Below are 22,973 nucleotides of genomic sequence, written 5' to 3' on the forward strand. Positions count from 1 at the left end.
ACGGCAGGGAGTTTGAATCAGGGAGTGGAGCGAAGCGAAACGACCGTGGTTCAAATCTCCCTCTCGGCGCTTTTCCAGCAACAAACCGATGAGCGCCGCACAGCGGCGCGAATCAATCCTCGTTGCTGGAAAACGATGCGGGAATTTGAACGAGAGAAGACGAGCGCAGCGAGAGCGCGGTCGCTATGCGACCGCGATTGCGAGCGGCGAAGCCGCGAGCGAGCACGTCTCGGCGTAGTTCAAATCTCCCTCTCGGCGCTGTTACAGTGGCGGTAAACAGCGAACAACGGGATCCACTCCGAGTTTTGGACGATTCTCGAGTATCCCGACCGCTCGAGGCCCGTCTCACGACCCTCCGTTCTGAAACCCGCCGGACCGGACTCTCGAGCACGCGAGCGGTTTCTCGCCCGTCATTCGCAGGCAGGGTCACTACGACCATACTAGTGATATGTGCAGTGACTCAAGCCACAATGATTGCCACTCGAGAACCAACAGCCGCGACGCGGTGGGACCGATGAGTTTCGACGACGAGCCGGGGGACGACGAGGAGGCGTTTCATCCGCTCGGAGAGGCGTGGCAAGACGAACTCGAGGACGTACTGGAGGACACGGAGTACGACACGGAACTCGGGATGGAGATGGCGAAAGACGCCATGCGAGTGACGAAGGGGGAACTGGCGGAAGCGGAGTTCCACGAGCGGTATCACGACGATGTCATGGAGGAGTTCGGCGAGGACGAACGACCGATCGCCAGCCCGGACGATGTCGACGAGGGTGGGATGGGATCGATGCTCTCGCGACTGGGTGCGAGCGAGGAGTCCCGGCGCGAGATGCTCAAGAAAGCGAGTGCGGGTGCCGGCTTCCTCGGGCTAGGTGCGTGGGCCACGGCGGAGAACCGCGAGCCCGCCGATATCGCCGCCGAGGAGACGACCGAAACCGAAGAGACCGAAGGAACCCAGTGGGGGATGACGATCGACCTCGAGCACTGCGACGGCTGTCTCTCCTGTGTGACCGCCTGCAATCAGGAACACCAGTGGGACGACGGGGCGAACTGGATGTACGTCCTCGCCTACGAGGACGGCAACGTCGAGTCGCCGGACCCCGACGATTTCGACAGCGTTCGGGACTTCAACTATCTGGTGCGGCCGTGCCAGCACTGCACGGACGCCCCCTGCGAGAAGGTCTGTCCGACGACCGCCCGCCACACGCGCGACGAGGGCGGACTCGTCCTGACCGATTACGAAGTCTGTATCGGCTGTCGGTACTGTCAGGTCGCCTGTCCCTATGGCGTCAACTACTTCCAGTGGGACGAGCCCGACGTCGAGCGGGAGGAACTCGAGCCCGAAGGGATCTACGACGAGCGCGGGCGGCCGGTCAGTCGGCGCGCGCCGCGGGGCGTCATGTCGAAGTGCGTCTTCGATCCGGCTCGCCAAGACGGTAACGCGGGCGAGGAACTCGTCGGGACGACCGCCTGCGAGCAGGCCTGTCCGCCGAACGTAATCCAGTTCGGGGACAAGAACAACCCCGCGAGCGACCCGCAGCGCTACGAGGAGAACCCGAGCCGGGCCCGAACGGTCATCCGGATGGACTCCGAACTCCCGTCGCCGAACTCGGTCGAATCGTCGCTCGAGGGCGTCGACGGCGATCTGGATGCCGTCCTCGACGCCGTCGACGACCTCACCGAAGAAGCGGTCGCCCTCGCGAAAGGGGTCGAGTTGACGACCGAGGAGTACGAAGAGGAGGCCCCAGCGGGCGATAGCCTGCCGGACAAGGAGGAAACGGTCCTCTCGGTCGTCAGTGCGATCGAGGACAGCGGGCTCGACCTCGAGACGCAGGACATCCTCGTCCGGCTCGAACTCGGGGAAGAACCCGGCGACGACGAGGAGTTTCAGGGGCCGAGCGAGGAACTCGCACAGGAGCGCTTCGAGGCGTTCGCCGACGGCCCCGAATCACAGTTCGAACTCCTCGAGGACATCGGGACGAACCCGAACGTCACCTATCTCGGAAACCAGCCGGGACCGAACGCCGAGCAGGTCGAAGGGCCGACCAGCTACGAGGATGTCGAAATGGTCGACGTTCGACAGGACGTCCTCGACGACCAGACGATCGGTCTCGATTACTCCTAACCGGCCGGCGTGCTGGCTCGAGTCCATGCGCTGTCCCGCCGCCGCTCGATCGGCGGGATTCAGACGTCGAATCCGAAGTTGAAGTCACCCTGCCACTGCGAGCGCTCGCCGCGGAAGGCAGTCTCGCCGCGGTGGCGGTTGCCCGTCCACAGCACCGACGAGAGGGTCGTCTCGGGGTCGCTCATGACGAGTCCCTCGAAGAACGAACTCTCGACGGTGTGGTCCGCCCCGCTCTCGGCGAACCGAAGGCTCGCGCCGTCGGCGTCGATGGTGCAGTTCTCGAGCGTGAGTCGGTCGAGGTCGTCGCCGCCGTCGGTGACGAAGACGCCGTGTCGATCCGTCGACGACTGCGGCGCGATATCGAACTCGCAGTCGTCGAAGGAGACGTTCGACGACCGGACGTAGACCGCGTAATCGGCCGTGGACGGGCTCGAGCGGTCGGTGATCGTACAGCCGTCGAACGCGGTCGGCGCGTCGTCGTTGTCGTTGACGCGGATCGCCCGGCCATCGGTTCCCTCGTCGGTGATGTGAACGTCGGTCAACCGGGCCGGCCCGTCCTGAGTGAGGCGGACGATCTCGGTGTCCTTCTTGATCTGGTTGTTCACCAGGAGCTGGGAGACCAGTTGGCCGCCGCCGTTCTCGAGCCAGAGGCCGGACCACGGGAATCCGGGATGTTCGGTCATCGTGATCTGACAGTCCTGGACGTGGTCGTTCGGGCCGATTCGGATGCTGGCACCGGCACAGTTCCGGACGTGACAACCGGTGACGATGTTTCGGCCGTCGTCGCCCGAGACGTAGATTCCGTTGTCGATGTAGCCGGATACCTGACAGCCTTCCCAGTAGTTCGTGCCGTGGTTGTAGACGTCCGAACTGAACGGGATCGCGTGACCGACGTGGGTCGATCGGTCGTACTTCGTATCGCCGTTGTTGAGGTGACAGCCGCTGATAACGTTGGTCGTCGAGGGCCGGACGCCGTCGACCAGAATCGTGTGCCGATCGCCGCCGTACTGGGGATTGAACTTGTCGCGTTTTCCCCGCATCGAAATGTTCTCCATGTGCCCGTACCGGTAGGTGAACCAGCGGGCGATGCCGGCGTCGTAGTCGCCGCGAATGTCGACCTGGAGATCGCGCATGACGGTCCGCTGTGCGTGGGGAAGCGACGCGTCCAGTGATCCGACGGTCATCAGCCGATCGACGTCCTGATCGGCGACCTCGAGGACGGCGAAGGGAGCGCCGACGATGCCGAGGAATTCGTGGGCGTCGAAGTGGATGTTGTCGGTCTCGACGTGCCACGTTCCCGCGGGAATCTCGTAGCAGTGGTTGCGGTCCGTCGGTTCGAACGAGGTGTAGTGGTCCTCGATCGCAGCCCACAAATCGTCCCCCTCGGGTTCGACGCCGAGATCCTCGCGGACGTTGACGATGTTCGGGTTCGTCTCGCTCCCTACGGTGACAGTGTCCGAACCCGACTCGGTCGCCGAGAACGACGCACCGAAATCCAGCTGTGCCACGTCGTCGCCGACCATCGTCCCCGAATCGCTGACGCGGATCCCGCCTGCGGAGCCGGTACCGTTACCGTTGCTCTGTGCCGCAGCGACGCCGCTCTGTGAACCCGTCGCGGCGACCCCAGTGAGCGCGCCGCCGAGCCCCACCGCACCGAGCAGTCGAACGTACGAACGGCGCGTCGTCTTGCCAGCGGTACTAGTCGATTGGTCTCGCTGATGGTCATCTTCCATCACGTCCAGACTGTCACGAACTTGCACGATTTGTTATAACCAGTCTACTGATACTTGTGCCGCTGTAAACCGCTGGCACTCTGTTTCCTGCCTGCAACTGTTTTGAACGATCGCAGTAGGGGCCCGCATATCCAGACGCAGTCATCCTGGCGCCGTCGCGGAGAAATTGCCGACTATACCGGACCGAATCGCGCTCCCCACGAGTCCGTTGTGAGACGGCAGGCCAATAGCTGTCTGATTATTGATCCGACAGGGTCGACTGTCCGAAAGCACGCGTATTCGAGCGACTCGAGTCGAACTATCGGCACCGGATCGTCGAAAACGATGGTGGGTCAGCCGACGAGTGGGACGAAGTGGTCGGCTCAGTCGTCGGCCGGTGCGAGCGGCTGCTGGTCGGACGCGAGCAGTCGGTCGAGCGCGTCGACCATCGCCGTGACGCTCGCGCGAGTGATGTCGGCCTCGCTGCGGGCGACCGTCACCGAGCGGTCGTTGCGAACCATCGTCACCTCGACGGTGACGACGGCGTCGGTCCCACCGGTCACGGCGTCGACGTGATAGGACTCGAGTTCGGCGTCGGCCATCGAGCCGAGCGCCTCGCGGACGGCGGAGACGGCAGCGTCGACGGGACCGGAGCCGGTGCCGCTGGCGACGCGTTCCTCGCCGTCGACGGCCAGTCGGATGCTCGCGGTCGGAACGGCACCCCCGCTGGTGGCAGTGAGATCGAGCAGATCGACGACGCGCTCGCGGTCGTCACCGGTCACGTCCTCGGCGACGGCGAGGAGGTCGGCGTCGGTCACCCGGCGGCCGCGGTCGCCGAGTTCGGTCACGCGGTTCGCTATCTCGGCGATTTCGTCGTCGTCGGCCTCGACGCCGTGTTCCTCGAGGGTGGCCTTGACGCCCGCGCGGCCGGTGTGTTTGCCCAGCGCGAGCCGGCGCTCACGGCCGACGGTTTCGGGCGCGTAGGGCTCGTACATCTTGTCGTCCTTGAGGGTGCCGTCGGTGTGGATGCCGCTCTCGTGGGTGAAGGCGTTCTCGCCGATGACGGCCTTGTTCGGCGCGAGTTGAACCCCCGTCGCCCGAGAGACGATCTGTGCGAGATCGTACAGCTCCTCGAGTTCGAGCGTTTCGAGGTCGTAGACGTGTGAGAGGGCGATCGCGACTTCCTCTAAGGCGACGTTGCCGGCGCGCTCGCCCAGCCCGTTGACGGTGCAGTGAACGAGGTCTGCACCGGCGGAGATGGCTGCGAGCACGTTGGTCACGCCCAGTCCGAGGTCATCGTGGGTGTGTGCGCTGACCGGGCCGAGTTCGGCGAGTCGGGAGACGGCTTCGTAGGTGTGTTCCGGCCCCGTGTGACCGACGGTGTCGGCGAAGCAGAACCGATCCGCACCCGCGTCGAGCGACGTTTCGGCTAGCTCCTCAAGGTAGTCCAGATCCGCCCGGGAGCCGTCCTCGCCGATGACCTCGACCCAGAGGTCGTGGTCTTTCGCGTAGGCGACGAGTTCGGCGGTTTTCTCGAGGTTGTCCTCGCGGGAGGTGCCGACCTTGCCCTCGACGTGACGGTCGCTGGCGGGGACGACGATGTGGACGCCGTCGACGTCACACTCGAGCGCGAGGTCGATGTCGCCTTTCATCCCGCGACAGAAACTGGTGACGCGGGCGTCCAGATCGAGGTCGGTCACCCGCGAAATCGCCTGTCGCTCACCCGCCCCGGTACAGGCGCTGCCGGCTTCGATGACGGAGACGCCGGCTCGCTCTAACGAGCGGGCGATCTCGACTTTCTCGTCGGGGGAAAGCGAGACGCCCGGCGCTTGTTCGCCGTCGCGAAGCGTCGTGTCGAGAAGGCGCACTGTACGGTCCGATTCGATCGTCTGTTCGGCGGAGTGAGGTACGGGCACGGGTGATGAAGTAGGCTTAGTTTCGTCGGAGAATTTCGCATCCAGCCGGGTCGCCCCGACTTCCTCTATCCTCGTCGTCCGGCGTTGAGATGGAATCTCGTGCCATTGTACTGTGGGCTAACGTATCATGCTGACTTAAATCCGCCGGTCATGGCTCGATGCGGCCGGGTTCGGACGCCACACCGCGCTCGCGGCGCGAGTCGCGTTCGGTCGTCTGCGGCCGTTCACTCGCTCTCGAGACCCAGTCGGTCGCCGGGTTCGACATCGGCCGCGGTGCCGGCGGGGAGTTCGACGATCAGGTCCGCTTCCGCGCGAGCGAAGCTCCGCCACGGGCGGAGCGTCTCGACGCGCCGGACGACGCCGTCGGCGATCCAGACGGCGTCGATGGGGAAGAAGACGAACAGCATGTGGAGGTCCCGCGTCTTCGCCGACCCGAACTGGAACGCCAGCGCGTAGTCGTCCGGAATCGATCGCCGGAACATGAGCCCCAGCGTCTGGCTCACGATCGAGTCCGCGAGGTCGACCTGCGTCGCCAGTACCCGAGCGTCGCGGTCGGTATCATCATCGCTGGATTCGTCGTCAGCAGAGACCGGGTCGTGGACGAGTCGCACGCCCTCGAGTCGGAACGGCGACAGCAAAAACCTTCCCGCCGATGGCGGTCGGTCGGGGCGGTCGGAACCGCGGACGCCGGCCCACCCTCGCCGTCGATCGGGTGCGATCAGCCGAACGCCGCCGCGACGAGACCGACCGTCGAGACGGTGTTGATCAGGACGTGTGTCACCGTGCTGCTGGCGGTTCCCCAGCGATGACGGACGACGCCGAAGAGGAAGCCGAGGGTCAGCAGCGTCGTGATGCGGATCACCGACAGATCCACGATCACGTGCTTGCCGGCGAACAGGAGTGCCGTCACCGCGATCCCCGCAGGGACGCCCCAGCCGTCGACGAGGTTCGTCTGGACGATCCCCCGCCAGACCTGCTCCTCCGCGATCGGGACGACGACCCCGTTCCCGACGAGCAACAGGAGCGCGATCGCCGCGGACAGTCCGTCGCCGCGCGTCGTCGCGCTCTCGTCGAGGCCGAACAGCGCCGAATCGACCTGTGCAGCACCGGCGACCAGCACGAAGCCGACGAGCGCCGCGAGGACGCCGGCTCCGAGGGCTCGCGGCGTCCAGTCCCAGCCCCACCGCTCGCGGTCCTGTCCCCGCTCGAGTGCGTACCAAGAGAGGACCGCCGCGATGGCTGGGAAGCCGATCGCGAGGACGAGGGCGTCGACCAACCCCGGGTCAACGCCGACGGCAGCGGCGGCGATGACGAGGCCGCGTCGAAGCGCGAACTCGAGGGCGATCCATCCGGCGACGACGGCGGCGGCGAGTGTGATCGAGTTCGATCTGCTCATGGATTCGAGTTGTAACCGTGACATATTCTAGCTTTCCGTGTCGAACCGCAGCCGCCGGACGCCACCTTCAACTACTCGGTGCCCCAAGGACGGCCGAGCGACGATGGAGAAAACGCCGCAAGGGACCTCGGTCGGCGTCGACGACCCCTACGAGTTCGCGGGGCTCTGTGACCACCTCACCGGCGAGGGACAGTGTCGGTACGCCCTCGAGCACCACGGACACGACCCGGAATTCGGTCGCGATCGCGCAGCCGACGACTACGCGTGTCCCGTGGTCGACCCCGAATCGGACTGGTCGTGGGCCGACTGCCCGCACTTCCGCTCGCGCAACCGCGACCGCGAGTGCGTCCGTTGCGGGCTCGAAGAAAAGCGAATGGCCCACGACGACGAACGCCCGCTGCTCGAGGAACACCACCTCTCGTATGCGCGCGACGGCGAGACCCTCTCCCACGAGATCACGATCTACCTCTGTCGGTGGTGCCACGCCAAAGTCCACAACTCCTGGGCGCGGATCACCGACGACGCCGCGCCCGAACCCGACGCGATCGCCGCGCTCGAGCAGCGTCGCGGCCGCGAACAGTCGGAACTGGGATTCGAGTCGGCGGCCGAGCGATACGATGGTGACGACGGATAGGCGGCCGTCCGTTCGGCGAGCGGCGATTCAGACGAGTTTTCGAAGCAGGCCGTAGACCGCATCGCGCAGTCGATCCGGCAGGTAGCGCGCGTAGACGCCGTACTGGGCGAGCGGGCCGACCGGGTACCGCGCCGGCGGATCGGGGCTGGTCGCGGATTCGACGATCGCTTTCGCGACGTCTTCGGGATCGGATGCGAACGGACCGCCGCCCCCGCCGCCGATCAGTTGGGCCTCGTCGTAGAGGTCGTATAGCGACTCGTAGGCCGGCGTCCGCTCGTCTTCGGGCAGTTCTTCGTCGACGCGGTCGGAGAAGTTCGTCTCGACCGGACCGGGTTCGATCACGACGACGTCGATTCCGAACTCGTCGACCTCGGCGCGCAGGGAGTCGCTCATCGCCTCGAGCGCGTGTTTCGAGCCGGCGTAGGAACCCGCACCGGGGAACGAGATCCGACCGATGATGCTCGAGACGTTGACGATCCGGCCCGCGCCCTGTGCGCGCATGTGCGGCAGCGCGGCACGGGTGAGCCGGTGGGGGCCGTAGACGTTGACGTCGAACTGCCGGTGGAGGTCGACCGTCGCGATGTCCTCGAGCGGCCCCATCTGGGCGTAGCCGGCGTTGTTGACGACGCAGTCGATCGCGCCGGCGATATCGACGACCCGCTCGACGACCGACGCGACCTGTTCGGGATCGGTAACGTCCAACTCGAGGGTTTCACAGCCCGCCTCCCCGAGGGCCGCGATGTCGTCGACGTTGCGCGCCGTCGCGAAGACCTGCCAGTTCTCGGCGAGGAAGGCCTGGGCAGTCGCGCGGCCGATCCCCGACGAGCAGCCGGTGATGAGGACCGATTTCTTGCGCGTGTAGCGATCGTCGTCGGTCCCGGCGGTCTCGCGGCCGCGGTCGTCCTCGACGACGGTCCCGTCCGGCCCGTCATCGGCTGTCCTCTCGACGTCCTCAGCGGTGGCCATGTGTGACGGGTTCGAGAGACGATACCTAAGTATCGACGGTTTGTCGCGCTATCCGTAATTTCAAGACATCGTTGAGATGACGACGACTCGGACGATCGATACGGGACAGCAAACACCTCGAAAGTCCCACCCACAACGGGCGGTTGGTCAGGCAGCTGTGGCCAGTGGCTGAGTCGCGGGCCTAGTCGTCGAGAGTTTTCTTCGCGTCGTCTGCGTACTTGTCCGCCAGTCGGACCGGCTCCGGGAGTTTGTACGACGAGGAAAGCGCGAGTGCGATATCGGCCGCCGTGTCGGGGCCGACGCGGTGGCCGGGACTGACGTAGAGCGGGTTGATGTACCGGTTCGGCGAGTCGTACTGTCGGGTCTGGACGGCATAGCCGAGCAGGGTCCCGTCGGGCGCGTCGACTCTGGAGTTCGATTCGATGCCGACCGTCGTCCCTTCGGGGAGGTCGTCGGTATCTCCGCGGGGAGACCCACAGAGCAGGCTCTTAGCGACGCCGATACTCGGCACGTCCCTGACCACGCCCATGTGGGTCGCGATGCCGGCCTGCCGGAAGTGGATGCGGCCGCTGCCGTCGAACAGGAACAGGTCCGGGTCGACGGACAACTCCTCGAGCGCCGCGAGGATCGGCGCGCCTTCGCGAAAGGAGAGGAGGCCAGGGATGTAGGGGATCTCGAGGGGCGTGACGGCGAAGACGCGCTCGATGACCTCGCCGCCACGCATCGCGACGACGGCGCTCAGCGCGCGGTCCTGATCGCCGTCGTCGTTCGTGAGAAACGACTGGTCGACGCCGACGACGACCGGCGGTTGTCCCCCGCTCGAGGTCGTCGCGAGCGGGTTCGAGATCGTGTTGGGGTCGAACGCGAACGCGTCTTCGAAGACGGCGGCGTCGGCGATTTCGCGCTGAAGCGCTTCCATCTCATCGCGCGAGAGGCCGGCGTCGGGGGCGAGATCGGGACGAGGCTGACTCATCTGAGTGCGAATAGACGCCGGGTGAAAATCAGTTGCGGGGTTGTAGCGGGACGACGGTCCCGCGGACGGGTCGAAGTATCAGAACCGACGGCGACCGCCCGGACCGCCCGGTCCGCCAGGGCCGCCACCGCCGAACTGGAGCTGGTTCGGCGCGCTGACGTTTCGGTTTCGCTTGACGTACTCGCCGTAGGCGAGCCCGATCACGAGCCCGACGAGGTGGGCCATGTGGGCGATGCCGCCGGCACCGCCACTACCGACTCCGAGGAATGCGACGCTGATGAACGCGTAGCCGGCGGTGAGCAGCCAGATCGGAACCGGGAGGATGAAGTAGAGGTACACCTTGAGCCCGGGGTTCAGGATTGTCAGTACGCCCAGAATCGCGAGTGCGGCACCGCTGGCTCCGAGGACGGCAGTCGAACTTCCCTGTGCGGCCGTGATCCCGATTTGGCCGAGTCCGGCGAGGACGCCACTAACGATGAACAGGATCGAGAAGTTCCGGGACCCGACGTAGCGCTCGACGAGCGGGCCGAAGAAGAATATCACGATACTGTTCCCCACGATGTGGAAGAAGCTACCGCCGGGGAGGAGAAACGGCGAGTGGGCGAAGATGGACGTGACCCAGGTCCAGACGTACTCCGGATGCTGCGAGGAGAGAACGAACAAGGACTGGTGAAGGGACACACCGCCGACGATCAGAGCGGCGGCCTGAAGCGCGTACGTGACCCAGATCAAGAGCAGGAACGTGTAGGTCGCGTTCCCGCGGAAGTACGCGAGCGGCCCGCCCGGACCGGTATCGATCGGAAGCTTGTCCATGAGACTCGAGGCCCGGGAGGTATTCCCACCGGAACTGACGCTGTCGTCGAAGCCGCTGTCGAAGACGCCCTGTGGATCGTTCCAGTTTTGCAGCCCCGAGCAGTCGTGGTTCTCGGGGAGCCGATGGTCGGCACAGAAGGTCCCGCCGCAGTGCCGACAGTTGTACGGCATGTTTTCGTCCTTCCCACACACGTCGCACTTGGCCATTGACCGGGGGTATGTGGGGAGCCGCTAAGGGATTTGGGGTTTGACCGTCATAACTATCGGCGCGCGCGAACGGCCCAACGCTCGAGTCTGGGCCGCCGACGCTGGTGACAGGTCGGTGTAGACTGTACATTTTTGCCTCCCCGTCCCCCATCTCTGGACGTGCAAGAGTACGAGCGCAAGCAACTGCTCGAGCGCGTCGAGCGCGAGGGCGCGACCGTCGGCGCGGACATCCCGGAGACGATCACGGTCCAGGGGGAGGAGATCGACCTCCGGACGTTCGTCTTCGAGATCAAGCGCCGCGAGACGGTCCCGGCCGGCGAACGCGACCGCGTCGAGCAGGCAAAGCGGAACCTGCGACGCGAGCGGCTCGAGCGACTCGAGCGGATCGAGGAGGGCGACATCAGCCGCGAGGTGGGCGACGAACTCGCCCAGAGCATCATCGGCATCGATCGGGCGTTAAACGCCCTCGAGAGTCTGGGACCGACGGACTTAGAGCGCGAGCAGCAGGTCCAGCAGGCCCAGGACCGCAAGCGCTGGATGTCGTTCCTCAAGAAGGCGCTGGGACAGGACGACGACACCAGTTCCCGGAGGGGCCGATGACGACCAACGCCGAACTCGCCGCCCGCTTCGAGGAGTTCGCCGACCTGCTCGAGGCCGACGGCGTCGACTACAAACCCCGCGCGTACCGGCGCGCAGCCGAGAACATCCGCTCGCACCCGTCGCCGCTCGCCGATCGGATCGAGGCCGGCGATCACGAGACCGTCGAGAACATCGACGGGGTCGGCGACGCCATCTCCTCGAAGATTATCGAGTACGTCGAGACCGGCTCGATCGACGAACTCGAGGAACTGCGGGCCGATCTCCCGATCGACATCGCTGATATCACCCGCATCGAGGGCGTCGGCCCCAAGACCGCGGGGAAGCTCTACCGCGAACTCGGCGTCCAGACGTTAGACGACCTCGAGGCGGCCGCCGAGGCCGGCGAGGTACAGGAGGTCAAGGGATTCGGCCCGAAGACCGAGCAGAATATCCTCGAGAACCTCGAGTTCGCCCGGACCGTCGGCCAGCGCCAGTTGCTGGGCGAGGCGCGACCGCTCGCCGACGACGTGCTCGAATTCCTCGAGTTGATCGACGCGGTCGAGCGCTGCGAGGTGGCGGGGTCGATCCGCCGGTGGCGCGAGACGATCGGCGACGTGGACGTGCTCGCGGCGACTGACGCCGGCGAGGACGTCGTCGAGGCGTTCGTCGGATGGAGGTCGGTCGACGACGAGATCGAATCCGGCCCCGAGAAGGCGAGCATCCGTATCGGCGAGAGTCGCGTCGATCTGCGCGTGGTCGTCCCCGAAGAGTTCGGCTCCGCCCTGCAGTACTTCACGGGGAGCAAGGACCACAACGTTGCCCTGCGCAACTACGCGATCGACCGCGGGATGAAGCTCAACGAGTACGGCGCCTTCGATGTAAGCGAAATCGAGGACCCGGAGAGCGGGCAGCGCGTCGGCGAGCGCGTCGCCGGCGAGACCGAGGAAGGGATGTACGACGCGCTCGGCCTGCCGTGGATCCCGCCGGAACTCAGAACGGATCGCGGCGAAATCACCGCCGCGGAACGCGGCGAGCTACCGGCGCTGATCACTCGAGACGATATCCGCGGCGACCTGCACAGCCACACCGAGTGGTCCGACGGCAACACCGACGTTGCCGCGATGGTCGAGGCCGCCGCCGAGCGGGGCTACGACTACTTCGGCATCGCCGACCACGCCGAGGGACCCGGGATCGTCGGCGGCATGGGGCTCTCCGATACCGAGATCCTCGAGTACGCCGAGGAAATTCGTGCGGTCGGCGAGGAGGCTGAGATCGAGGTCTTCGCCGGCATCGAAGCGAACGTCGACGCCGACGGCGAGATCGACCTCTCCGCGGAGGTGATCGAGACGCTGGACGTGATCGTCGCCTCGACCCACAGCGCGCTCGACCAGGACGCCGAAACCGCCACCGAGCGGCTCGTCCACGCCATCGAGAACCCGGCGATCGACGTACTGGGCCATCCCAGCGGCCGCCTGCTCAACGAGCGCTCCGGCCTCGAGTTCGACGCGACCGCGCTCGGGGAAGCCGCCGCCGCTCACGACACCGCACTCGAGGTCAACGCCAATCCCCGCCGGCTGGACCTGTGGGGCAGCGCCGTCCAAGCCGCCCTCGAGGAGGGCGCGCCGATTTCGGTCAACACGGACTCCCACCAGCCCTCGACGCTCGAGTACATGCGCTGGGGCGTCCACACCGCGCGCCGCGGGTGGGCCGAACCCGACGATGTGATCAACACGTGGGCGGTCGGGGACCTCCGCGAGTTCCTTCACTGATCGATTCGGTCTCTCCCTCCGACAGCACTCCAACACCATGCAACTACTCCTCGATGTCATGTGCGGCGGGCTCGTCGCCTACCTGCGAATATGCAACTACGATACCGCCGACGCCGGCGACCGCGGGCTCGAGGCCGACGACGACCTGCTCGCCGTCGCCCGGGACGAGGGCCGAACGGTCGTCACTCGAGACGTCGAACTCGCGGGTCGTGCCGACGAGGCGATCCTGCTCGAGTCCCGCGAGGTCGATGCCCAACTCGCTGAACTAGACGCTGCGGGGCTCGACCTCTCGCCGGCCGCCGAACCCGCGTTCTGCGGCCGCTGTAACGGCCCGCTCGCGGACGTCGATCCGGCGACCACGACGCCGGCGTACGCCCCGGACCCCTCGGGAGTCGAGATGTGGGTCTGTCGCGACTGCGGACAGTATTTCTGGCGCGGCAGTCACTGGGATCGAGTCGTAGCGACGCTCTCGGAAATCTGAGACGCGAAGCCGCGCTATCGAACGGGAGAGCGCGGACGACAGGGAGCGCTAATAGACGGCAACGTCGTCGAACCGGCCGTCGTAGGCGATGTGCTGTGGATGGGTCGGCTCCGTCCCCGAGAGGAACAGTCGGTCGATCTTCTTCCACGTATTCTCGTAGACGAGATGGCCCAGTTCCGCCGCTGTCGTCGCCCACCGATCGAAGCCGTTGTCGTAGACGACGCGGCGAGCGATGCCGTCCTCGAGTGCGGTCACGAGATCGTTCTCGCTCTCGATGGCCGCGTCGAATTCGGTGTGGGCCACGCCGACGGATCGGGGGAGATGGGCGTACGAGGAGGTAAACGGCGGCATCGAGAGCTCGTCGGCCAGTTTCCGCGCGCGGCGATTGTCCGGCGGGAGGTGACGCGGGTTGAAAATCTCGATCGCGTCGATCGTCTCCGCGTGCGTCCGAATGTCTCCCTCGCCGAGACTCACGTTCGCAAAGCCCGGATGGGGGACGAGCACCGTCGCGTCCTGTCGCTCGAATTCGGCCATCGCCGCCTCGAGCGGGATGAAGTCCGGGACGGGCTCCTCGAGGCCGATCGCGAGGACGTGTTTTCGGTTCCGCCACGACCCGGTAAACACCTCACGGGCGGGGATCACCAGAAGGTCCTCGCTGGAGTACGCCGCCGCCCGTTCGCGGATCTCCGGGAGGCGGGTGAAGTGGGGTGCATAGACGACCGCGTCGAGGCCGATCTGCTTGGCCCGCTCGACGACGCGATCGGAGAGCACCTTCACGTGACAGTCGATTCGGAACGTCACTCCATCGGTCACGATCACTACTTCCGGGACAGCCGAGTTATGAATTCTGATTCGGCGGCCACTCGAGGGTCCCCTTGATCGCGTCGACGATGGGAACGACGGGCTCGTCCGGGTCGATCGAGATGAACAGCCCGTCGTCGCCGACGTAGACCCGGAGGATCTTCAGAAAGTCCATCGACGTGGTGATGTACTCGACCCGTTCGGCCTCGGGAAACAGCGTATTCCGGAAGAGTTTGCTCTGCATGAAGTCCATGTGCACGTTCGTGTGGATTCGCTCGAAGTGCTCGAGCATCGCCTCGCGGCTGTCGTACATCGAGATCGTTCGATCGTCGATATAGAGCGGTCGAAACGACTCCGTGTCGTACTCGCAGAAGGCGTACAGCGGGCCGGACACCGTCTCTTGGACGACACGGCGCACGCGGTCGGCGTCGAACGCGGCCAGCGTCGACCTGTTAGTCGCCGGCATATCTCGAGGGGACGGGCCGCAGGGACGAAGGGCTGTCGGGCACACCGCTTCCGGTCGAGGGGTATCGCTGCGAAAGGATCATTAGGACGGCCGTTCGAGTGGCAGTATCGAATGGCATGGGAATGCGGGATCGACGGCTGTGGAGCAGTCTTCGAGGACGTCGAGTCGGCCGTCGTCCATCAGGCGACGGAGCACCAGCGCCGCGAGTGTAAGGTCTGTGGGACCGTCGTCCCCGACGGCTACCTCGCGATCCGTCACGCCTTTACCGACCACAGCCGCGCCGAGTACGTCCGCGCCTACGGTGCCAGTTCCGAGGAAGTCCGGGAACGCGAAGAGCTGCTCGAGGAGATCGAGTCGGAAGCGGACATGCAAGCGATCGCAACGGAACTGAAGCGGTAACGACCGGTCTCGGAGTTGGCCGTGTTAGGGCCGCGACCGATATTCTCGCCGTGTAGGACTATCGTTGCTCGCAAACTGTAGTTAAGACTCCCTCGGTGCTCGCTGCTCTCGGGTGCTGCGAACCCGTTCGCATGGTCCGACGAACTACCGTTCGTCGCTGTCGAGTACGCGAATCTGGTCGCCCCGCACCGTCACGGGAATCGGAACCGTCGCGCACCTAAATTTTACGTCGTCGGGTAGCCTCGCCGTGCTCAGCTACCGCTCCTCGCAAAATGTAGTATAAAACGATCTCAGTGCTCACCTAAGGTTCGCACCGAGTGAACCGACTCGCTATCGCTCGTCGGAGTCTGCTCACGGCGCGAAGCGCCGTTCGCATGGTCCGACGAACTACCGTTCGTCGCTATCGAGTACGCGAATCTGGTCGCCCCGCACCGTCACGGGAATCGGAACCGTCGCCTCGTACAGTTCGACGGTGACCTGATCCTTGCCCTCGTCGATCCGCTGGACCTGCGCTTTCTCGCCCTTGAACGGGCCGGCGATGAGTTCGACGATGTCGCCCTCGGCGATTCCCTCGACGTCCGGCTTCGGCGAGAGGAAATGCTCGACTTCCGAGATATCCGACTTGCCGGGGACGATGCTGCGCGCGTGGGGAATGTCCTCGAGGACGCGGTTCAGGACCGCGTTCCCCTCGGCTTCGACCATCACGTAGGAGGTCAGCGAGTCGGGGGCGAGCGCGGCGTGGATCTCCGGCTCCTCGCGGTTGATGATCATGTCCGCGACGGTGCGTTCTTGACTCGCCGTCGTTTTGACAGCAAAGATTCCCATTAGATGCCACCCGGCAGTAACAGCATGATCGCACCGATGAGGAATCCGATGAGACCGACCAGGAGGATCCCTGCACCGGCGATTTTCGACACCTGGAAGAACTCGTTAGTAGTGGGTGTCGTCGCCATTTTCAACACCCGAATGTACGAGGTGAGGTCGTACGGAACGTCCATATCTGTCTATTCACAGCGTGGGGTCTTTTATCTGTCTTTCGTGTCTCGTGAACGTCCGCGGCCGGGCGCCCGGCGCTGTCGGCGACGTTGCACTCGACGGCCCCGCGTCCAAACCGCTCGAGGTCGAACGCCTCTACATGGCTGAAGACGATTCCGACAGAGCAAACGAGTACGAGGCGGAACGAGAGGCCGAAATCGAGGACGAACTCGAGCGGATCGACCGCGATCCGGACGAAGTCGACGAGGGAGACGGCGACCTCGGAACCCAGAACGCGCCCCGCGAGGACGCGGATGACCTCGAGGAAGCCGAGGAGGCAGACGAATCCGATGCGGACGAGGAAGCAGGCTGAGATCGGCGACTCGCAGCGAAGCGATCCGTTCTCGAGCGGGTGGCCGAGGTCGATTAGGGATCCGTGGCCGGCGGCTCCTCGCGCGGGCCGCCGATCGGGGTCCGCGGCCGTTCGGCTTCCGGCCGCTCCTCGAGGGTGACCTCGACGGTCCGGCGCTCTCCCTCGCGGACGATTTCGAGTTCGATCGTGTCTCCGGGCGACGTCTCGAGCGCGAGATACGACGAGAGCGCCGGCTGATTCGGGATCTCCTCGCCGTCGATAGCGACGATTACGTCACCGCTGCCCGGCTGAGCGGTACTGGCCGGCTGGAGGGCCCCGTCGGCGGGGCCGTCGGGGACGACTTCCATGACAAGCACGCCGGTCGCTTCCTCGAGGCCGATTTCGGCGGCGATTTCCGGACCGACGGGCTGGACGCCGACGCCCAAGTAGGCGTGGTCGTACGATCCGTCCTCGATGAGCGCGGGTACGACGCGGTTCGCCAGCGCCGCGGAGATGGCGAACCCGATGGTCTGGCCGGCGCCCGCGAAGACGACGCCGAGTACCTCCCCCTCGAGGCTCACCAGCGGCCCGCCGCTGTTCCCGGGGTTGATCGGCGCGTCGGTCTGGATCGCGGCCGGGATCGAGAACCCGGTGGGACTGGGCAGCGAGCGGCCAGTTCCGCTGACGATCCCCTGCGAGACCGACGCGTCGAGTCCGAGCGGGTTGCCGATCGCGAGCACCTCCTGTCCGATGATCGGTTCGGACTCGGCAAGGGACAGACCGGACGCGACCTCGGGCATGTCCTCGACGCGGAGGACGGCGAGGTCGCTGTAGGCGTCCGTCCCGACGATCGACGCGGCTCGCCACTCTTCGTTACTGAACTGGAGTTCGATATCGCCCTCGCGTGCGGCCTCGACGACGTGGTTGTTGGTCAGGACGTATTCGTCGTCGATGACGAACCCGGTTCCGAGTCCGCCGCCGCCGGGCTCGGGCCCGCCTGTCCCAGTGACGGTGACGAGAACGACGGAGTCGATCGTATCGCGGTACACCGCCGCGTACTCGCTGTCCACCTCTGTCTCCGCCGGCTGTTCTGCCCCGTCCGATGCGTTCGAGTCCGCGGACTCGTTTTGGGCCACGCCGGCTCCGGAACCGCCGAGCCCGAACGCCGCGGCGGCCCCGGCTGCACCGACGACGCCGGTCGCACGCAGTAGCCGTCTGCGAGTGCAACGGTCTGGGTCTGAAGTCACGCCCATTGCCACCCCGACGAGCGGTATAAAACGGTTCCCAGCAACAGCCGATCGGTTCGGGGTTGCTCGCAACGCGGTCGCCGAGCGTGCCCCGGTCGACTACTCGCTTCGCGCTTCGTCGACTGCCTCGACGAACGAGGCGGCCGTCTCTCGGACCCGGTCCATGTCGCCGTCGGCGACGGCCGAATCGTCCACGATGGCACCGCCGGCACCGACGGCCACCGCACCGGCGTCGAAGAAGTCGGCGACGTTCTCCCGCGAGACGCCGCCCGTCGGAATGATGTCGACATCGCCCAGCGGCCCCGCGAGCGCGCCGATGTGGCCCGGTCCGACCGTCGACGCGGGGAACATCTTGAGGAGGTCCGCGCCGGCTTCCATCGCCGTCACGGCCTCCGTCGGCGTCATGACGCCGGGCGCGACGAGGACGCCGTGGCGGTTACAGGTCCGGACCACGTCCGGGTCGGTGTGGGGCGAAACGACGAACTCGGCGCCCGCGTCGATCGCGGCCTGTGCGGTCGGCGCGTCGAGGACGGTCCCCGCCCCGACGACCGCGTCGGTGTCCGCGAGTTCACGGTCGACGGCCGCGATCTGCTCGGCCGCGCGCGTCCCGTCCGCCGTGATCTCGAGCGCGTCGACGCCGGCGTCGTGGATCGCTCGAGCGACCGGCACGATTTGGTCCTCGTCGATGCCCCGGAGGACCGCGATGACACCGCTCTCGGTGATCCGCTCTCTGACTGCCCGCTTCTCGGTCATTCGTCCGTCCCTCCTGCGACCGCCGTTCGACGCTCGCTCGCGAACCGTCTACTCCATCCGGCGAGACGTTCCATACGGCGAACCGTCTGTCCCCGGCCCCAATAAATTTACTCACGATCGAAAAAGCAGTCGCGGTCAGTGGCACGCACCTCGAGCGCGATCGGACCCGCGAGAAGTCGCCGGGGCTATCGGCTTACGCTTCGTCAAACACCGCCGAGCAGAGCTCGGCGAGCCCGACGAAGCTTATGCTTCGTCGAACAGCGGAAGACTCGCGATGCTCGCCTTCCGAGCTCGACGCGGCTTACGCCGCGTCGAACAACGCAAATCGGAGATTTGCTGGCTTGACGTCGGCTTACGCCTCGTCAAACACCGCCGAGCAGAGCTCGGCGAGCCCGACGAAGCTTACGCTTCGTCAAACAACTCCTCGCCCTCGACCATGTGCTCCTCGACGACGTCCATGTCGAGCGTGACGCCCAGTCCGGGCTCCTCGGGGATCTCGATGTAGCCGTCCTCGATGACATCCTCCTCGACGAGGTCCTCCCACCAGTCGAGTTCGTAGGAGTGGTACTCGACGGCGAGCGAGTTCGAAATCGCCGCGCCGACGTGGGACCCGGCCATCGTCGCCACGGGCGAAGCGACGTTGTGCATCGCGACAGGGACGTAGTACATGTCCGCGAGATCCGCGATCTTCCGCGTCTCGCGCATGCCGCCGACCTTGGGCATGTCCGGCGCGACGATGTCCAGCGCCTGCTCTTCGATCAGGCGGCGCTGGCCGTGCTTGCGGTAGACATTCTCGCCGACGGTAATCGGCGTCGACGTGCTCTGGGTGACCTCCCGCTGGACGTCGTGGTTCTCCGGCGGGACGGGGTCCTCGAGCCACCAGATATCGTACTCCTCGAGGCGCTTCGCGAGCCGTTTCGCGCTGCCGCCGGAGAAGGTCCAGTGGCAGTCGAAGGCGACATCGGCGCGGTCGCCGACGCGCTCGGTGACCTTCTCGACGATCTCGGCCTTGTGCTCGATTTCGGGCTCGCGGAGGTGGCGGTTCGCGCGGTCTTTCTCGTGGCCGCTGGGCACGTCGAGGTCGAACTTCAGGGCGTCGTAGCCCAGCTCCTCGACGACGCGTTCGGCCTCGTCGGCGCAGGCGTCGGGGTCGGCCTCGTCCTCGGTGTGACAGTCACAGTAGACGCGGACCTCGTCGCGGTACTTGCCGCCCAGCAGCTGATAGGCTGGGACCTCGAGGATCTTCCCGGCCAGATCGTGCAGGGCGACCTCGATGCCCGAGATCGCGGTGACGGTGACGCCGCCGATCGAGCCCTCGCCGGACATCTTCTGGACGAGGTGCTCGGTCAGCCGGTCGATGTCGAGCGGGTTCTCGCCCACGAGGAACGGCGTCATCCGCTGGATCAGTTCCGGGACGCCGGCGCCCCAGTAGGCTTCGCCCGTGCCGACGATGCCGGAATCGGTGTAGATCCGGACCAGCGTCCACGGGAAGTTCCCGTCGATCATCGTCGTCTGGATGTCCGTTATCTCGACGTCTCGGCCGCCGCCGCGCTCGCCCGTAACGCCCATCGTTTCTGCCGAGAGGTCACGCATCGTGTACTCGGCGTTCGGATCGTGCAACTGCGAGTAATCGACTCCCATGGGAACAAATTCACTCGTAAGTTAGTAATAGTTTCTACCTGCCGGAGGCAGTCTCGACACCGTTGGTCGAGCGGTGGAAACGCGCAGATATGAATTCGTCGCTTGCGAGAGCCGTCGCCTGCACCCCTTGCCGTTACTGTCGCCCGCTGGCGGGTCGCACGCGCTCGAGTTCGTCGCCGACCTCCTCGAGATCGACATCCAATGCCGATGTCGCGGCGAAAGCGGCCCGCTTCTCTGCGGTTCGTCGATCGATCGCCTGCGGGCCGACGGCGAATTCGATTCGGGTCACGCCCGCGTCGGGACTCGAGCGGCCGAGCACCGTCACGGGGCCGACTTCGCGGGTGTTCCGGACGTGGGTGCCGCTACAGGCCGACACGTCCCACGGATCCGTCGGGCCGGTCGCCCCGGAGAGGCGGTTCCCACCCCGATTGACGGGTTCGTCTTCGATCGTGACGATGCGGACCCGGCCCTTTCGTACCGCGCCCGCGTCGGCACCCTCGGCGTCGAACGCGACCGCCTCGCGCTCGCGCGCCTCCGCAATCGGCACGTCGTCCCACGCCACCGGCCGTGACTCCCAGACGACGCGGTTGACGGCCTCGTCCAGTTCGATCAGCGTCTCGTCGTCGAGGACCGTCCCCGTCTCGAGGTCGACGCGAACCGTCTCCGGGCCGATTTCGAGGCCGGCGTAGGTCGCCCCCTCGAGCAGTCGCCGGGCGGCCCCGACGAGGACGTGACTGGCAGTGTGGGCTCGCATGCAGTACATCCGAAAGGACCAGTCGACCGAACAGAGGACGCGGTGGCCCGGCTTGAACGACGGGTCCTCGGCCAGCACGTGGACCTGTTCGCCGTCGACGAACTGCACGTCCGCGACCGCGATATCCCCGATCGTTCCGCGGTCGGCCGGCTGTCCGCCGCTCGCACCGAAGAAGTGACTGCGCTCGAGCCAGACCCGTCGGCCGTCGATCGACGTCACCTCGGTCTCGAACCGCGTGGCGTACGGCTCCGCTGCCGCCCGTTGCCCGGTCATCGGTCACAGTCTGTTGCCATCGCTTAAAAGTCTGCTCGCCGAGACGGTCACGAACTCGAGAAAACAGTCTCGCTTACTCCGCGAGGGTCACGTCGAGGCGCTCCTCGAGGGCCTCGATCAGTCCGCCGCCGACGCCGGCTTGGGTCGCGCGTCCCTGTTCGACCGCGAGGATGTCTTTCGCCGGCGCGCCGAGTTCCTCGGCGAGTTCCTCGCGCTGGAGGCCGGCGTCCCGCCGGGCCTCGACGAGGGCCTCGCCGTAGTCCGAGACGAGGTAGGGAAGGGGGTCGTCGTCGTAGTTCGTCCCCTCGCTCTCCCAGTGTTCGGAGTCGCCGTCCCAGACCGGGTTCGCCTTCGCGACGTTCTGGGCCGCCTTCCGTTTGCGGTTAGTTTCGTCGTCCGAACCGCTGTCTTGCTCGCTCCGACTCCGATTCTCGTCCCGGCCGTGCGTCTCGGAATCGTCGTGGGGCGCACAGTCCGGACAGACCTCGAGTTCGGCTCCGGCGACCGATGCGAGCGTGAGCGAGTTGCTCTCGGCACCGCAGAGTTCGCAGTTCGTCCCGCCACCACCGCCGGACGAACCGGTCGAGTATTTGGCCATGCGAGGCTTTGGCATCTGTCGCATTTCAACTGTTCGGTACCGTGGGTGGTGTCGATCGATACCGGTCAGGCGACCTCTTCCCTATTCGTATTTCTTCCCGGAGAGGGAAGGTACCAGCTCCATATATAATCAATGGATCATACATGTACTCCAACCTATTAATAATATACGACATTGAATATCGTATGCCGTTGTGAGAATATAGGCCACATATGCACTACACTCTTAGCACATATATCTGAATTATATCGCTTATTTATATTATTGTGTTCATATGGGCAGAACCATAGGTATGAGGGCCTGTCGGCGAGGCGCTGTTCAGATACGGTCTGAAAAGCGAGGCGGTCAGAATTCTAGGTGTCCATGCCAGAACTCAGCCGCCTCAACGGCTCTAGTAGCGGCATTCAATTAGATTTTGTGGAGCGCGAGGCGACACCGCGCGAACTGATGCGACTGAGTATCCAGCTCCATCTGGCCAAATTATCACTTTCGGATACTGTTTCTGTCTTAGAGAGATTCGGTGTCGAACGGGCAAGATCGACGATCCATAATTGGGTGCAAAAAGCCGATTTACAGCCGGCAGCTGGCAAACAGCCGGATCACGTTGCGCTCGACGAAACCGTGATCCAACTCGACGATCAACGCTACTGGCTGTACGCTGCTATCGATCCCAAAACACACGAATTCCTCCATTTCAAGCTCTATTCAACGCGTACAACCGCACTCACTGAGATGTTTCTCCGCGAACTCACAGAGAAACACGATGTCGAAGACGCCGTGTTTCTCGTCGATTCAGCACTCTGGCTCAAAGCTGCACTCCATCATCTTGGGCTCCGATTTCGATACGAAAAACATGGAAATTGGAACGCTGTCGAACGTCTCTTCCAAGAGATAAAGCGACATACCTCTCAGTTTGGAAACTGTTTCAGAAACGCCGATCCAGCAACTGCTGAAACATGGTTGCAGAGCTACGCATACTGCTGGAACCAGCTAATCTGACCAATGCCGATCACAGGGAGAGATTGATTCGGTAACATATATTTTAAACGATAATATTGAGTTATGGTAATCTAACGCTCACTTCTGGCATAGACAATCACTCGTCTCTGTCTCGGATGCGTCTGAGATCGGCACCATATTCGA

General features: G+C 65.1%; 24 protein-coding genes and 1 pseudogene. 8 read left to right on the forward strand and 17 right to left on the reverse strand.

Annotated features, from left to right (window positions below):
* Positions 1 to 514 precede the first annotated feature (514 nt).
* Positions 515 to 2,125, forward strand: a complete 1,611-nt coding sequence (locus FEJ81_RS08910) for a 4Fe-4S ferredoxin N-terminal domain-containing protein (RefSeq protein ID WP_138244957.1) — start codon at positions 515 to 517, stop codon at positions 2,123 to 2,125.
* A gap of 59 nt (positions 2,126 to 2,184) precedes the next feature.
* Here the strand turns inward: FEJ81_RS08910 and FEJ81_RS08915 are convergent, their stop codons facing one another.
* The 4 genes from FEJ81_RS08915 to FEJ81_RS08930 all read right to left on the reverse strand — a co-directional run bounded on the left by FEJ81_RS08915 (position 2,185) and on the right by FEJ81_RS08930 (position 7,149).
* Entirely contained in the window at positions 2,185 to 3,858 is a 1,674-nt protein-coding gene (locus tag FEJ81_RS08915; protein WP_205522424.1) for a right-handed parallel beta-helix repeat-containing protein, read from the reverse strand.
* Between the two features lie 362 nt (positions 3,859 to 4,220).
* The gene (locus FEJ81_RS08920) at positions 4,221 to 5,753 is read right to left on the reverse strand and encodes a (R)-citramalate synthase (RefSeq protein ID WP_138244959.1); all 1,533 of its coding nucleotides are present in this window, start codon (positions 5,751 to 5,753) and stop codon (positions 4,221 to 4,223) included.
* 224 nt (positions 5,754 to 5,977) lie between these two features.
* Positions 5,978 to 6,364 carry a DUF192 domain-containing protein gene (locus FEJ81_RS08925; protein WP_138244960.1) on the reverse strand — a complete coding sequence of 129 codons (387 nt, stop codon included), beginning with the start codon at positions 6,362 to 6,364 and terminating at the stop codon, positions 5,978 to 5,980.
* Positions 6,365 to 6,471: 107 nt separating this feature from the next.
* Positions 6,472 to 7,149, reverse strand: a complete 678-nt coding sequence (locus tag FEJ81_RS08930) for a CPBP family intramembrane glutamic endopeptidase (protein WP_138244961.1) — start codon at positions 7,147 to 7,149, stop codon at positions 6,472 to 6,474.
* Between the two features lie 103 nt (positions 7,150 to 7,252).
* Between FEJ81_RS08930 and FEJ81_RS08935 the strand changes: the two genes are divergently transcribed.
* Entirely contained in the window at positions 7,253 to 7,783 is a 531-nt protein-coding gene (locus FEJ81_RS08935) for a DUF7097 family protein (protein ID WP_138244962.1), read from the forward strand.
* A gap of 27 nt (positions 7,784 to 7,810) precedes the next feature.
* Here FEJ81_RS08935 and FEJ81_RS08940 read toward each other — a convergent pair whose 3' ends face one another.
* The 3 genes from FEJ81_RS08940 to FEJ81_RS08950 all read right to left on the reverse strand — a co-directional run bounded on the left by FEJ81_RS08940 (position 7,811) and on the right by FEJ81_RS08950 (position 10,742).
* The gene (locus FEJ81_RS08940) at positions 7,811 to 8,749 is read right to left on the reverse strand and encodes an SDR family oxidoreductase (RefSeq protein WP_138244963.1); all 939 of its coding nucleotides are present in this window, start codon (positions 8,747 to 8,749) and stop codon (positions 7,811 to 7,813) included.
* Positions 8,750 to 8,930: 181 nt separating this feature from the next.
* Positions 8,931 to 9,722: an endonuclease V gene (locus FEJ81_RS08945; protein WP_138244964.1), complete on the reverse strand. Its 792-nt coding sequence runs from the start codon at positions 9,720 to 9,722 to the stop codon at positions 8,931 to 8,933.
* Between the two features lie 78 nt (positions 9,723 to 9,800).
* Positions 9,801 to 10,742, reverse strand: a complete 942-nt coding sequence (locus FEJ81_RS08950) for a rhomboid family intramembrane serine protease (protein ID WP_138244965.1) — start codon at positions 10,740 to 10,742, stop codon at positions 9,801 to 9,803.
* Between the two features lie 159 nt (positions 10,743 to 10,901).
* Between FEJ81_RS08950 and FEJ81_RS08955 the strand changes: the two genes are divergently transcribed.
* From FEJ81_RS08955 to FEJ81_RS08965, 3 genes are read left to right on the forward strand one after another with little or no spacing between them, the layout of a single operon-like run.
* Positions 10,902 to 11,342 carry a DUF5788 family protein gene (locus FEJ81_RS08955; protein ID WP_138244966.1) on the forward strand — a complete coding sequence of 147 codons (441 nt, stop codon included), beginning with the start codon at positions 10,902 to 10,904 and terminating at the stop codon, positions 11,340 to 11,342.
* Positions 11,339 to 13,090 (forward strand): DNA polymerase/3'-5' exonuclease PolX, encoded by a 1,752-nt coding sequence (polX, locus tag FEJ81_RS08960; protein ID WP_138244967.1) that lies wholly within the window; start codon positions 11,339 to 11,341, stop codon positions 13,088 to 13,090. Before FEJ81_RS08955 ends, polX begins: the two co-directional genes overlap by 4 nt.
* A 37-nt stretch (positions 13,091 to 13,127) precedes the next feature.
* Entirely contained in the window at positions 13,128 to 13,571 is a 444-nt protein-coding gene (locus FEJ81_RS08965; protein ID WP_138244968.1) for a Mut7-C RNAse domain-containing protein, read from the forward strand.
* Positions 13,572 to 13,619: 48 nt separating this feature from the next.
* Here the strand turns inward: FEJ81_RS08965 and FEJ81_RS08970 are convergent, their stop codons facing one another.
* The gene (locus FEJ81_RS08970; RefSeq protein ID WP_138246744.1) at positions 13,620 to 14,372 is read right to left on the reverse strand and encodes a PHP domain-containing protein; all 753 of its coding nucleotides are present in this window, start codon (positions 14,370 to 14,372) and stop codon (positions 13,620 to 13,622) included.
* Positions 14,373 to 14,409: 37 nt separating this feature from the next.
* The gene (locus FEJ81_RS08975) at positions 14,410 to 14,838 is read right to left on the reverse strand and encodes a hypothetical protein (protein ID WP_138244969.1); all 429 of its coding nucleotides are present in this window, start codon (positions 14,836 to 14,838) and stop codon (positions 14,410 to 14,412) included.
* Positions 14,839 to 14,949: 111 nt separating this feature from the next.
* Between FEJ81_RS08975 and FEJ81_RS08980 the strand changes: the two genes are divergently transcribed.
* The gene (locus FEJ81_RS08980) at positions 14,950 to 15,237 is read left to right on the forward strand and encodes a DUF7565 family protein (RefSeq protein ID WP_138244970.1); all 288 of its coding nucleotides are present in this window, start codon (positions 14,950 to 14,952) and stop codon (positions 15,235 to 15,237) included.
* Between the two features lie 144 nt (positions 15,238 to 15,381).
* Here FEJ81_RS08980 and FEJ81_RS08985 read toward each other — a convergent pair.
* The 3 genes and pseudogenes from FEJ81_RS08985 to FEJ81_RS08995 form a co-directional block, all read right to left on the reverse strand.
* A pseudogene (locus FEJ81_RS08985) lies at positions 15,382 to 15,450 on the reverse strand (transcription elongation factor Spt5); the annotation flags it as partial.
* Between the two features lie 174 nt (positions 15,451 to 15,624).
* Positions 15,625 to 16,062, reverse strand: a complete 438-nt coding sequence (locus FEJ81_RS08990) for a transcription elongation factor Spt5 (protein WP_138244971.1) — start codon at positions 16,060 to 16,062, stop codon at positions 15,625 to 15,627.
* Positions 16,062 to 16,235, reverse strand: coding sequence for a protein translocase SEC61 complex subunit gamma (locus FEJ81_RS08995; protein ID WP_138244972.1), 174 nt, complete (start codon positions 16,233 to 16,235; stop codon positions 16,062 to 16,064). The genes FEJ81_RS08990 and FEJ81_RS08995 overlap by 1 nt, the downstream gene beginning before the upstream one ends.
* Positions 16,236 to 16,372: 137 nt before the next feature.
* On the opposite strand from FEJ81_RS08995, the gene FEJ81_RS09000 reads away from it, so the two are divergent.
* Positions 16,373 to 16,585: a hypothetical protein gene (locus FEJ81_RS09000; RefSeq protein WP_138246745.1), complete on the forward strand. Its 213-nt coding sequence runs from the start codon at positions 16,373 to 16,375 to the stop codon at positions 16,583 to 16,585.
* A gap of 53 nt (positions 16,586 to 16,638) precedes the next feature.
* Here FEJ81_RS09000 and FEJ81_RS09005 read toward each other — a convergent pair whose 3' ends face one another.
* The 5 genes from FEJ81_RS09005 to FEJ81_RS09025 all read right to left on the reverse strand — a co-directional run bounded on the left by FEJ81_RS09005 (position 16,639) and on the right by FEJ81_RS09025 (position 21,830).
* The gene (locus FEJ81_RS09005; RefSeq protein WP_229504780.1) at positions 16,639 to 17,838 is read right to left on the reverse strand and encodes a S1C family serine protease; all 1,200 of its coding nucleotides are present in this window, start codon (positions 17,836 to 17,838) and stop codon (positions 16,639 to 16,641) included.
* 72 nt (positions 17,839 to 17,910) lie between these two features.
* The gene (locus tag FEJ81_RS09010) at positions 17,911 to 18,564 is read right to left on the reverse strand and encodes a bifunctional 4-hydroxy-2-oxoglutarate aldolase/2-dehydro-3-deoxy-phosphogluconate aldolase (protein WP_138244974.1); all 654 of its coding nucleotides are present in this window, start codon (positions 18,562 to 18,564) and stop codon (positions 17,911 to 17,913) included.
* A 402-nt stretch (positions 18,565 to 18,966) separates the two neighbouring features.
* Complete coding sequence (locus FEJ81_RS09015) at positions 18,967 to 20,205, reverse strand: mandelate racemase/muconate lactonizing enzyme family protein (protein WP_138244975.1); 1,239 nt, start codon at positions 20,203 to 20,205, stop codon at positions 18,967 to 18,969.
* A 133-nt stretch (positions 20,206 to 20,338) separates the two neighbouring features.
* On the reverse strand, positions 20,339 to 21,232 hold the full coding sequence (locus FEJ81_RS09020; protein WP_138244976.1) for an alanyl-tRNA editing protein: 894 nt from the start codon (positions 21,230 to 21,232) through the stop codon (positions 20,339 to 20,341).
* A gap of 73 nt (positions 21,233 to 21,305) precedes the next feature.
* On the reverse strand, positions 21,306 to 21,830 hold the full coding sequence (locus FEJ81_RS09025; protein WP_138244977.1) for a helix-turn-helix domain-containing protein: 525 nt from the start codon (positions 21,828 to 21,830) through the stop codon (positions 21,306 to 21,308).
* A 363-nt stretch (positions 21,831 to 22,193) separates the two neighbouring features.
* Between FEJ81_RS09025 and FEJ81_RS09030 the strand changes: the two genes are divergently transcribed.
* Positions 22,194 to 22,829: an IS6 family transposase gene (locus FEJ81_RS09030; RefSeq protein WP_138246746.1), complete on the forward strand. Its 636-nt coding sequence runs from the start codon at positions 22,194 to 22,196 to the stop codon at positions 22,827 to 22,829.
* Positions 22,830 to 22,973: the final 144 nt, after the last annotated feature.

Source organism: Natrinema versiforme (genome assembly GCF_005576615.1).
Taxonomy (GTDB): Archaea; Halobacteriota; Halobacteria; order Halobacteriales; family Natrialbaceae; genus Natrinema; species Natrinema versiforme_A.